The organism is Streptomyces panacea (assembly GCF_040560175.1).
GTDB lineage: Bacteria > Actinomycetota > Actinomycetes > Streptomycetales > Streptomycetaceae > Streptomyces > Streptomyces panacea.
Map to the genome: position 1 here is coordinate 1 of NZ_JARJHW010000224.1, position 11,114 is coordinate 11,114.

Consider the following 11,114-nt stretch of genomic DNA (forward strand, 5'->3'; position numbering starts at 1 on the left):
AGACAGCGCTCCCCTTCCCCCGCGACTCCTTCGCCGCCCGCACACTGCCCTCCAGCGCCGCCATCAGGTCCAGCACCTTGCCCCCACGCTCCCCCGCCCCCTCCGGCGCCCTCAGCTCGCCGCCTCTCGCCTTGGAGGCGATCAGCTCCTCGACGGCCTCCCGGTAGTCGTCGTGCAGCGACTCCAGTTCGACCTCGCCGAGCGTGTCCATCAGGGCGTCGGCCAGGTCCAGTTCGGCGTCCCGGATGCTGACGTCGGTCTCCGGCGCCACCCCCTCCGCCCGGCGGATCTCGTCCGGCCAGAGCAGCCCGTGCAGGGCGATGACGTCGCCGAGCACCCGCACCATGCCCAGCCGCTCACGTCCGCGCAGCGCGAATTTCGCGATCGCGACCTTCTCGCTCCGCTTCAGGGCCTCACGCAGCAGCGTGTACGGCTTCGCGGCGGGCACCCCGTTCGCCGCGATGTAGTACGCCGCGCCCACCTGGAGCGGATCGATCGAGGACTCCGGCACGAACCCCACGATGTCGATCGTCTTCGCCGTCGGCAGCGGGAGCTGCGCCAGATCGTCGTCCGTGATCGGGATCATCGAGCCATCGGCGTCCTCGTACGCCTTGCCGATCTCGGCGGACGTGACCTCCTCCTCGTCCAGCTCGCAGACCTTCCGGTAACGAATCCGGCCGCCGTCCGCCAGATGGATCTGCCGGAAGGAGATCGAGTGACTCTCGGTGGCGTTCACCAGCTTGATCGGGATGCTGACCAGACCGAAGGAGATTGCGCCGTTCCATATGGATCGCACGTTTAATCCCTTACATCCGAATTCGTGGGATTCTCATCGTATGACGCCAATCGCGGAGGTGGAGGGGCGGCGGATCGCGCTCAGCAATCTGGACAAGGTCCTCTACCCGGCCACCGGCACCACCAAGGGCGAGATCCTGCACTACTGCGCGACATCGGCCGGCGCCCTGCTCGCCCATCTGGCCAACCGCCCCGTCTCCTTCCTCCGCTACCCGGACGGCCCCGCCGGCCAGCGCTTCTTCACCAAGAATCCGCCACCGGGCACCCCCTCCTGGGTACGTACGGCGGCGGTGCCGCGGTCGGCGGGCCAGATCGCCGAGCAGGTGCTGGTGGAGGACCTGGCGACGCTGATGTGGGCGGCGAATCTGGTGGTGGAGTTCCACACCCCCCAGTGGCAGGTCGACAACCCGGCCCGCGCCGACCGCATCGTCTTCGATCTGGACCCCGGCGAGCCCGCCACCGTGGTGGAGTGCTGCGCGGCGGCGCTCTGGCTGCGCGAACGGCTGACGGTGGACGGACTGGGCGCGTACGCCAAGACATCCGGCTCGAAGGGCCTGCACCTGCTCGTACCGCTGGAGCCGACACCGTCGCCCGAGGTCTCCGCGTACGCCAAGTCGCTCGCCGTCGAGGCCGAGGCCGAGCTGCCGGGGCTGGTGGTCCACCGGATGACCCGCGCCCTGCGCCCCGGCAAGGTCTTCGTCGACCACAGCCAGAACTCGGCGGCGAAGACGACGGCGGCGCCGTACACGGTGCGCGCGCGTACGGAACCGACCGTCTCCACCCCGGTGTCCTGGGAAGAGGTGGGGAATTGCGCGGCGCCGGAGGACCTGGTCTTCCGCGTGGGCGACATCGCGGGGCGGCTGGAGCGGTACGGGGATCTCCTCGGCCCGCTCATCAATCTCAACCGGGCGGGGCGCTTGCCGTGACCGCCGCCGGGGCGGGCGTGCACCATAGGGGTGCGCCCGCCATGAGCGTCATGAGCAGAGAAGGAACCTCGCATGATCATCTTCGGTACCAAGGGCTACATCTACCAGCTGGCGATACTGACGCTCGTGTGCGGCCAGTGCGGCAATCCGTCGGCGCACACGCTGCGCAAGCGCGTCTCCAAGTTCACCCTCTTCTTCGTGCCGCTGTTCCCGTACTCCACGAAGCACTACACGCAGTGCACCTTCTGCGGCGTGGAGCACCAGGTGCCCAACGAGCAGGCGGAGCAGCTGCTCGCGCAGAGCGCGACGCAGGCCCAGCAGGGCGGCGGCCAGCAGCACGGCGCCAACCCGTTCGCGCAGGGCGGTCAGGGTGCGCCGGGTGGCCAGCAGGGCGGCGGGAACCCGTTCAGCCAGGGCGGCCAGGGGCAGCAGCCCGGCCAGGGTGGGAACCCGTACCAGCACTGACGCCGGCAGGGCGGCGGCGCGGAGCACGAGCGCGCGGAGTACGCAGAGTTACGGTTGCGGACAGAATGTGACGAAACTAGGGTAAATCGGGCGAGGGTCGAGCAGCTTTCCGTCGACTTCTCGCCCCTTCCCGAACATCAGGAGTCACGCATGTCCCAGCGTTCCTCTGCCCCGCGCCTCCGGGGTTCCTTCGGCCCGTACGCCGCCGCCCTCGCCGTCGCCGTCGCGGCGCTGACCGCGACGCCCGCGCTGGCGGCGGTTCCGGCCCCGCCGACCCCGCCGCCTGTCAGCTCGAACGGCTACGCGGAGGCCCAAGCGGACGCCCTCACCGACGCGGACCGGCCTGCCGACGCCGACCGCCCCGCCGCCGTCGACCGCCCCGCCGACGCGGACCGCCCCGCCGCGGTCGACCCGGAGGCCGCCGCGGCTGCCGAAGCCGAGGCCGCGTCGGCCCCCCGCGAGTACAAGGGCCGCGTCATCGCCAGGAGCGGACTCCTGCTGCGCGACAAGCCCACCCGCGGCAGCAGGGTCATCGGCACCGCCGCGTACGGCCAGATCGTGCACATCTTCTGCAAGACACGGGGCGACGACGTGAACGGCAACGACCGCTGGTACCTCCTCACGGACGGCACCTGGGCCTGGGGCTCGGCCGCGTACATCGACAACATCGGCCAGGCGCCCCGCTGGTGCTGACGCCGCACGAGGCGTGACCTGACCCGACATGCCTTATGTCTTTACATAAGCGGACATAAGGCATGTCGGGTTGCTACGTTGCGCTCCATGACCGCAACGACGGCGGACTCTCCCCCGCCCGAACTACGCCTCCGCAAGCGGCGCGGGGTCGAGCTGTCGCTCCTCGTGTGCGCCGTCCTGATCTCCGTCCTCGGTTACGTCGCCGTCGGCCTCGCCCGCGACCACGCCGCGCCGCCCGGCGCCCTGGCGCACAGCGCGAAGCTGGGTCTGCTCGCCCTCGTCGCGCATCTCGCGGTCCGGTTCCGTGCCCCGTACGCGGACCCGCTGCTGCTCCCGATCGCGGTCCTGCTCAACGGCATCGGGCTCGTGCTGCTCCACCGTCTGGACCTGTCGACCCCCGGCGAGCGGGACGCGCCCGCGCAGCTCGTCTGGTCCACGCTCGGTGTCGCGCTGTTCATCGCCGTCGTCGTGCTCCTGCGCGACCACCGGGTGCTCCAGCGATACGCGTATCTGTCGGTGGTCGCCGCGCTGCTGCTGATGACCGTGCCGATCTTCTTCCCCGCCGTCAACGGCGCCCGGATCTGGATCCGGATCGACGAACTCTCCTTCCAGCCGGGCGAGTTCGCCAAGATCCTGCTCGCCGTCTTCTTCGCCTCCTACCTGGCGGCGAACCACACCGCGCTGGCGTACACCGGCCGCAGGATCTGGAGGCTCCAACTGCCCACCGGCCGGGTGCTGGGCCCCATCGTCGCGATCTGGCTGCTCAGCGTCCTCGTACTGGTCCTGGAGCGCGACCTCGGGACCTCGCTGCTCTTCTTCGGACTCTTCGTGATCCTGCTGTACGTGGCCACGGGCCGCACCGGCTGGATCGCCGTCGGGCTGCTGCTGGCCGGGGTCGGCGCGGTCGCCGTCGGCTGGCTCGAACCGCATGTGCACAGCCGGGTCCAGGACTGGCTCGACCCCTTCGCCTCCATCGACGCCGGCCACGGCCCCGGCCAACTGGCCCAGTCCCTCTTCGCGTTCGCGGCGGGCGGCATGTTCGGTACGGGGCTGGGGCTCGGCCGGTCCGTCCTCATCGGCTTCGCCGCCAAGTCCGACTTCATCCTCGCCACGGCCGGCGAGGAGCTGGGGCTGATCGGGCTGACCGCGATCTTCCTGCTGTACGCGCTGCTGGTCGCCCGCGGCTACCGCACCGGGCTCGCCCTGCGCGACCCGTTCGGGCGGCTGCTCGCGGTCGGTCTGGCGTCGATCGTGGCGCTCCAGGTGTTCGTGATCGCGGGCGGGGTGACGGGGCTGATCCCGCTCACCGGCATGGCGATGCCGTTCCTGGCGCAGGGCGGTTCGTCGGTCGTGACGAACTGGGTCATCGTGGCGCTGCTCATCCGGCTGAGCGACTCGGCGCGCAGGCCGCGCCCCGAGACGGTGGAGACGGGCGTGATCGCGCCGACGGTGGTGACGGTGCGGCCCACGGGGCCGGGGCCCTCGACCGAGACGGCGTCGGGGGGCGAGCGATGATCAGCCATATCCGCCTCGCCGCCGCGTTCTGTCTGCTGCTCCTGGTCGCGCTGCTCGTCAACGCGGCCCGGATCCAGGTCATCCAGGCCGACTCCCTCGACGACAACCCCGCCAACCGCCGCAGGACCATCGACCGTTACGAGCAGCCGCGCGGCCAGATCCTCGTCGACGGCCGGGCCGTCACCGGCTCCAAGGACACCGGTCAGCAGCTGCGCTACGAACGCACCTACACCCAGGGCCCGTTGTACGCGCCGGTGACCGGCTACGCCTCCCAGACCTACGGCACCACCCTCCTGGAGAACGCCGAGGACGGCATCCTCGCCGGCACCGACCCGATGCTCGCCCCCCTGCCGTTCTGGAACGACATCGCCCGCGCCCACGAGCCCGGCGGCAAGGTCGTCACGACCATCAAGTCGGCGTTGCAGCAAGCCGCTTACACCGGGCTCGACGGCAGACGGGGCGCGGTCGCCGCGATCGAGCCGACGTCCGGCCGGATTCTGGCGCTGGTCAGCAGTCCGTCGTACGACCCGGGAGAGCTGTCGGGCACGGGCGGGGCCGTGGCCGGCGCGTGGCGTCGGTACAACGGCGCGTACGCCCAGCCGATGCTCAACCGGGCCATCCGGCAGACGTATCCGCCCGGTTCGGCGTTCAAGATCGTGACGGCCGCCGCCGCGCTGGACGCCGGGGTGGTCGAGGACGTCGACGAGCCGACGGGCGTCCCCGAGCCGTACGTCCTGCCGGGCACCCGCACGATGCTGCCGAACGACGCGCGGGGCTGCGACAAGGAGTCGCTGGCCTACGCCATCAAGTGGTCCTGCAACTCGGTGATGGCCGGTCTGGGGGTGAAGGTCGGGCTCGACGGGATGGTGGACGCGGTCGGCAAATTCGGCTTCAACGACCGGCGGTTGAGGATTCCGTCGGGTGTCGCGGTGTCCAACTTCGACCGGGACATGAGCGACGACCAGCTGGCGCTCTCCTCGATCGGACAGTTCGACACGACGGCGACGCCGCTCCAGATGGCGATGGTCGCGGCGGCTGTCGCCAACGGCGGAGACCTCAAGTACCCGTACCTGGTGGAACGGACGCTCGCCGCCGACGGTGATGTCGTCTCCCGTACGGGCGAGCACTCGTACCAGCGGGCGATGACCCCGTCGACGGCTTACCGGCTGCGGCAGTTGATGGTGGAGGTCGTGGACACCGGGACGGGGATGAGCGCCGGGATCGACGGCGTGACGGTCGGCGGGAAGACGGGAACGGCGCAGCACGGGGTGGGCAACTCCGGTACGCCGTACGCCTGGTTCATCTCGTGGGCGCAGGCGGAGGGCACGGGGCGGCCGGCGGTGGCGGTGGCCGTGGTGGTGGAGGACGCGGAGGCGCTGCGGGACGACATCAGCGGGGGCGGGGACGCTGCACCGATCGCGCGGGCGGTGATGGAGGCGGCGCTTCGGGGCTAGGTCGTGTCGATCGGCCGGATCACCCAGGACCAGCCAGGATCAGCCAGGATCAGAGCTTCCCGAGGCCGGTCTGGACGTCGGCGAGGTCCATCACGGGCTGGAAGCTCACTTCGGCGCCGAGGTCCTGGAAGAACGGCTCGGCGACGCCCGGGATGTCGGAGGCGTCCTTGAGATTGAAGACGACGTAGGCGGTGCGCATGCCCTCCTGGCTGCCGAAGTACGCGGCCTCCGGCTTGATGCGGTCGAACACCGACTTCAGGGTGGTGGGCAGCGTACGATCCGCGATCGCCTTGTTCGCCTTCTCGGTGTCCATCTGAACCGTCAGCAACACCCTCATGGCCGTCCCGCCTCTCACCGGCGCCGCCGGCACGCTCGTGCCGCCCGTCAAGCGTGGGCGCGGTTCGGGGAGCCCGCAACCGGGGAAGGCCATCGGGGTGACTCCCTGGACGGTGGCCGAGGCGTTGGACCGGATCGACCGGCTCGACCCGGAGCTGAGCGCGTTCGTCGAGGTATGGCACGCGGAGGCGCGGGAGCGGGCGCGCACCCTGGACGGCCAACTGCCGCTGGCGGGGCTGCCGTTCGCGGTGAAGGGCCCGGCGGGCATCCGTTCCTGCGCGGCGGGCCGGCTGATCGCGGCGGGGGCGGTGCCGGTCGGCTCGACGGCGGTGCCGGGGCCGGGGACCTACTGGCAGACCTGGGGCCTGGGCGCCCACGGCCGTACGGTCAATCCCTACCGCGCCGACCGCACGCCCGGTGGTTCGTCGGCGGGCTCGGCGGTGGCGGTCGCGGCCGGCCTGGTGCCGCTGGCGACGGGCAGTGACGGGGCGGGGTCGGTGCGGATCCCGGCGGCGTGGTGCGGGGTGTTCGGGCTGAAGACGACGAACGGGCTGCTGCCGTCGCCGGACCGGACGGGGCTGGCGACGGCGGGGGTGCTGACACGGCGGGTGGCGGACGCGCGGGCCGCTCTGCGGTGGGTGCTGGACGGGTACGAGGAGGAGGAGGCGCCGACCGGTTCCGGGGTGTCGGTGCTCGCCACGTACTCGCCGGATCTCGGTTTCGCGCGGACGGATCCGGCGGTGGAGGCGGTCGTACGGGCGGCGGTGGACCGGCTGGCGGCGGCCGGGGTCGTACGGCTCGACCGGGCCCCCGCCGCACCCGCCGCACGGGTCGAACTGCTCGACCCGTGCGAGGCGTGGCTGGCGGTACGCGGCGGCGCCCCCAGAGCGGGCGCGGGCGCGGAGGTGCGGCAGGAGAACGACCGGCGGCTCGACGCGTACTTCGCGCGTACGCCGCTGTTGCTCACCCCCGTGACGCCGAACCGTCCGCACGGCCACGAGGGTCCCGGTGCCGACGTCTACTCGACGGCGCTGACCTGGGCGTTCAACCTGAGCGGCCATCCGGCGGCGAGCCTGCCAGCGGGATTCACGGCGGACGGCTGCCCGGTGGGACTCCAACTCGTGGTGGAGCGAGGCGCGGACCTCGCACTTCTCGACATCGCGCGAGCCGCGGAGGCAGCCCTCCCGGTCCCGCACCGCCCCTGACGACCTCGCGGTCGCGGGCGGAAACCGGCGCGCACGCGCTCTGCCCCTCATCCATGGTGTGCGTGCCGACCCGCACTCCTGCTCGCGACGATGCGGCGGATGGACGCGGAGTTGGCCGCACCGGAGCGCCCGACGGCTGCGACGGCGGATCCGGACGCGACACACGCGATGCCGCCGGAGGCGGCCGAGGCGGTGGCGGAGTTGGTGCCGGCGTTCACGCGGACGGGGACTCCGGCGTCGTAGCGTCGGCGGACCATGGGTGTCGGGCGGGTTCAGATGCTGCTGACATCGAGTCAACAAGTGGTGTGACGGGGATTGACGAGACCTGCTGACAGGAAGTCTTATAAGAGGGTCGAGAACTGTACCCCCGGTAACACGAGGTGCCCTCAGCCATGACGACAGCGCACGAACTCCACTCCGAGCCGGACGACATCCCACTCCTCCACGACGCGCTGGGCCCGCTCCGGGACCGCGAGCAGGTCGCGCTGCGACTCCTCGAAGCCTCGGCCAAGCACTCCTTCGACCCGGACAAGGACCTCGACTGGGACGCCCCGGCGGACGACGGCAAGTGGTTCTGGCCGCCGGAGCTGGTCTCCCTCTACGACACCCCGCTGTGGCGGCGGATGTCCGAGGAACAGCGGATGGACCTGGCCCGCCACGAGGCGGCGTCGCTCGCCTCGCTCGGCATCTGGTTCGAGATCATCCTGATGCAGCTGCTGGTCAGGCACATCTACGACAAGTCGGTGACCAGCGGTCACGTTCGTTACGCGCTGACCGAGATAGCGGACGAGTGCCGCCACTCGATGATGTTCGCGCGGATGATCGAGAAGGGCGGCGCCCCGGCGTACCCCGTGCCCCGCGTCTACCACAACGTCGCGCGCCTGCTGAAGACGGTTTCCACGACACCGGGTTCGTTCGCCGCGACGCTCCTGGGCGAGGAGATCCTGGACTGGATGCAGCGCCTGACGTTCCCGGACGAGCGCGTCCAGACGCTGGTGCGCGGCGTGACCCGGATCCATGTGGTGGAGGAGGCGCGCCATGTCCGTTACGCCCGGGAGGAGTTGCGCCGCCAGATGGTCACGGCGCCGCGCTGGGAACAGGAACTGACCCGGCTCACGGCCGGCCAGGCGGCGCGCGTCTTCTCGGTCTGCTTCGTGAACCCCCAGGTCTACGACAACGTGGGCCTGGACCGCCGCGAAGCCCTCACCCAGGTCCGCGCGAGCGGCCACCGGCGAGAGGTGATGCAGTCGGGTGCGAAGCGCCTGACGGACTTCCTGGACGACATCGGGGTGATGCGGGGCGCGGGACGGCGGCTCTGGAAGGCATCCGGCCTGCTGGCGTGAGGAGAGGTCCGGCGGGATCGGCGGCATGGACCACCGGCCGTACCCGCCGGTCGGGAGGGACCGGATCGATCCTTCTCGACCGGCAGTGAGGCACCGGCACCGGCACCGGCACCGGGGCGCCTGGCGCTCGACGCTCGGCGTCAGTTCTTCGCCCGGCGGCGCAGCACCAGCGTGGTGCCCGCCGCCGCCAGGGTCACCAGCGCCGCTCCCGTCGCGACCTTCGTCGCGTCCATGTCCGTGACGCTGCCCCCCAGGCCGCCCTGGGCGCCCCTCGACGGGGTCGTCGTCGTGGCCACCGTGAAGGTGAAGGTGGACGGGCTGCCGTTCGGGCAGGCGATGGTGATCGAGTTGGTGCCCGCGCGGGCACCGCTGCGGATCGTGGCCGTGCCCCGGTAGGTGTCCTCCGTCGAGCCCGAGGACAGCGTGACCGAGCCGGTGAAGGCTGCGGACGAGGCCGTCACCGTGCTGGCTTCGCAGCCGCCGTTGAGGGAGATCGTGACCGACGAGCCGGGGACCGCCGGGCTCGGGCTGACCGTGAGGGTCGGCTGGGCGGCGCCGGCCTGGGCCGTCGCCGCACCCGCGCCCAGGAGAAGGGAGGACAGGGCTGCGGTGGCGAGGATGCGAGCAACGCGCATGGTGGGGATCTCCGCTTCCTTGGCACGGTGCGGGCGACTGTCACCCGCTCGGGAAACCGAGCCGTGGCCTTCATGAAAGGCAGACGCACCGTCAAGCGGCGCGCCGGGGCATGACGCAAGGTTCCGTCGAACGGCCCAGCGCCGACCGCTAAGCCGCTGGTCGCGGCGGTGGCCCGGGGGCGGACCGCGGGAAGGGATCCGTACGCCGCGGGAGTGACCGGCGTCCGCGTCGGCCGGGGCGCTGCGCGACACTGGCCGCGTGAGAAGCGAAGAGACCATCTTTGTCGGCGGGCCGCTCGACGGTCGCGTACTGCCCGTGCTGACCGGTACGACCGGGCACCCGCCGAAGTGGTACGAGGTGCCCGTACCGGATGACGCGGGCGGGCCGCCCACCGTGTTCGCGTACCGGCGCGCCCCCGCCGGGTACACCAAGCGGCTCGGGCTGCAACGCGGCTGGAAGTACGAGTACGTCCCCGGGGGGCGTGAGCGGCGCGCGCTCAAGTGGCCCTGGTCCAAGCCCGACCGCGGCTGAGCCGACGGTCCGGCCCCCACCCGATCGCCGAACTCCCCGGTCGTACACGGCCACATATCGTGCGGCAGGCGGGATTTGTCGGGCACCATCTAGGATCGACCGGGCCGGAGACGACCTCCCGGCAGAGCCACCAGGGGGCATTCGCGTGATGGAACCGCTGCAGCACGACGACCCACGCCTCGTCGGCCCGTACACCGTGCTGGCGCGGTACCGGGAGTCGGCGAGTGCCGTGCAGTATCTGGCGTACGGCGCGAACGGAGCCACCGCCGTCGTCTCCGTGGCCCGCCCCGCCCTCGCCGCGCTGCCCGCCTTCCAACGGCGCTTCCAGGCCGAGGCCCGGACCGCCGAACGGCTGGCCGGTGGCTGGGTGCAGCCACTGCTCGACTTCCGTACGGACGCGTCCGAGGAGGACACGCTCTGGACCGCGACCGCCTACGTCCCCGCGCTGACCCTCGGCGAGGCCATCGCCGTCGCCGGTCCGCTGCCCGAGCGTGCCGTGCGGATACTGGGCGCCGCGCTCGCCGAGACGCTGTCGCGGGTCCACGCGACCGGAGCCGTACTGCACGGGCTCGCTCCCGACACCGTGACCCTCGCCGCCGACGGACCGCGCCTCACCGCCTTCGGGGCGCTGGGCGCGGCGGCGTCGGCCGAGGCCGCGGCGGGCGGGCGGCTGTCCGTACGGCTCGGGTATCTGACCCCGGAGCAGCTCGACGGCGAGGTGCCGGGGCCGCCGGCCGACATCTTCGTGCTGGGGCTGCTGCTCGCGTACGCGGCCACCGGTACGACGCCCCTCGCCGAAGGGCCGCCCGACGCGGCGGCCGAACGCATCGCGCACGGGACGGCCGAACTCGACGGTGTGGCGGAGGAGTTGCGGCCGATCGTCGCGCGCTGCCTGGCGAAGGAGCCGGGCGAGCGGCCGACGGCCGGGGCCGTCGCGGCGGAATTGGCGCTGGAGGGCGCGGCGGCCGCGGCGACCGCCGTACCGAACGGCTGGCTGCCCGGCGTGGTCTCCGCCTCGATCGCCGAACAGGCCGCCCGGGTCGACGCGTTGCACGCGCCGCTGGACGGCCCGCTCGACGGACCCCAGGACGGCCCGCGGGACGCCGTTCCCGGCGCCGCGCCCGAGCCCGACACCCGCACCACTCGCATCGGGCGGCCCCGCACCGCGTCCGGCAGTGAGAGCGGTGTCGTCGACCGGCCCACCGCCGCCTTCTC

13 protein-coding genes are annotated in these 11,114 nt (G+C 72.0%); 10 read left to right on the forward strand and 3 right to left on the reverse strand.

Features of this window, described 5'->3' with window-relative positions; genetic code table 11:
• The coding region (gene ku, locus P3L51_RS32125) for a non-homologous end joining protein Ku (protein ID WP_354608857.1) at positions 1-796 on the reverse strand (796 nt) is incomplete at its 3' end.
• Between the two features lie 40 nt (positions 797-836).
• Here ku and ligD point away from each other — a divergent pair.
• The 5 genes from ligD to P3L51_RS32150 all read left to right on the forward strand — a co-directional run bounded on the left by ligD (position 837) and on the right by P3L51_RS32150 (position 5,848).
• On the forward strand, positions 837-1,721 hold the full coding sequence (ligD, locus tag P3L51_RS32130) for a non-homologous end-joining DNA ligase (RefSeq protein ID WP_354608858.1): 885 nt from the start codon (positions 837-839) through the stop codon (positions 1,719-1,721).
• A gap of 72 nt (positions 1,722-1,793) precedes the next feature.
• A complete protein-coding gene (locus P3L51_RS32135) occupies positions 1,794-2,186 on the forward strand; it encodes a zinc-ribbon domain-containing protein (RefSeq protein WP_354608859.1) in 393 nt (130 codons plus the stop codon).
• Between the two features lie 150 nt (positions 2,187-2,336).
• Complete coding sequence (locus tag P3L51_RS32140; RefSeq protein WP_354608860.1) at positions 2,337-2,879, forward strand: SH3 domain-containing protein; 543 nt, start codon at positions 2,337-2,339, stop codon at positions 2,877-2,879.
• 87 nt (positions 2,880-2,966) lie between these two features.
• Complete coding sequence (locus P3L51_RS32145) at positions 2,967-4,394, forward strand: FtsW/RodA/SpoVE family cell cycle protein (RefSeq protein ID WP_354608861.1); 1,428 nt, start codon at positions 2,967-2,969, stop codon at positions 4,392-4,394.
• On the forward strand, positions 4,391-5,848 hold the full coding sequence (locus tag P3L51_RS32150) for a penicillin-binding transpeptidase domain-containing protein (RefSeq protein ID WP_354608862.1): 1,458 nt from the start codon (positions 4,391-4,393) through the stop codon (positions 5,846-5,848). The genes P3L51_RS32145 and P3L51_RS32150 overlap by 4 nt, the downstream gene beginning before the upstream one ends.
• A 49-nt stretch (positions 5,849-5,897) precedes the next feature.
• On the opposite strand, the gene P3L51_RS32155 is transcribed toward P3L51_RS32150, so the two are convergent.
• The gene (locus P3L51_RS32155; RefSeq protein WP_354608863.1) at positions 5,898-6,185 is read right to left on the reverse strand and encodes a hypothetical protein; all 288 of its coding nucleotides are present in this window, start codon (positions 6,183-6,185) and stop codon (positions 5,898-5,900) included.
• 112 nt (positions 6,186-6,297) lie between these two features.
• Between P3L51_RS32155 and P3L51_RS32160 the strand changes: the two genes are divergently transcribed.
• The 3 genes from P3L51_RS32160 to P3L51_RS32170 all read left to right on the forward strand — a co-directional run bounded on the left by P3L51_RS32160 (position 6,298) and on the right by P3L51_RS32170 (position 8,732).
• The gene (locus tag P3L51_RS32160) at positions 6,298-7,389 is read left to right on the forward strand and encodes an amidase family protein (protein WP_354608868.1); all 1,092 of its coding nucleotides are present in this window, start codon (positions 6,298-6,300) and stop codon (positions 7,387-7,389) included.
• Between the two features lie 99 nt (positions 7,390-7,488).
• A complete protein-coding gene (locus P3L51_RS32165; protein WP_354608864.1) occupies positions 7,489-7,632 on the forward strand; it encodes a hypothetical protein in 144 nt (47 codons plus the stop codon).
• A 149-nt stretch (positions 7,633-7,781) separates the two neighbouring features.
• The gene (locus P3L51_RS32170; RefSeq protein ID WP_354608865.1) at positions 7,782-8,732 is read left to right on the forward strand and encodes an AurF N-oxygenase family protein; all 951 of its coding nucleotides are present in this window, start codon (positions 7,782-7,784) and stop codon (positions 8,730-8,732) included.
• Positions 8,733-8,872: 140 nt separating this feature from the next.
• Here the strand turns inward: P3L51_RS32170 and P3L51_RS32175 are convergent, their stop codons facing one another.
• Entirely contained in the window at positions 8,873-9,367 is a 495-nt protein-coding gene (locus tag P3L51_RS32175) for a hypothetical protein (protein ID WP_354608866.1), read from the reverse strand.
• Positions 9,368-9,626: 259 nt separating this feature from the next.
• On the opposite strand from P3L51_RS32175, the gene P3L51_RS32180 reads away from it, so the two are divergent.
• Complete coding sequence (locus P3L51_RS32180; RefSeq protein ID WP_354608867.1) at positions 9,627-9,899, forward strand: DUF8847 domain-containing protein; 273 nt, start codon at positions 9,627-9,629, stop codon at positions 9,897-9,899.
• A gap of 148 nt (positions 9,900-10,047) precedes the next feature.
• Positions 10,048-11,114: protein kinase domain-containing protein (locus P3L51_RS32185; protein WP_435594571.1), on the forward strand; the 1,067-nt coding region annotated here is incomplete at its 3' end.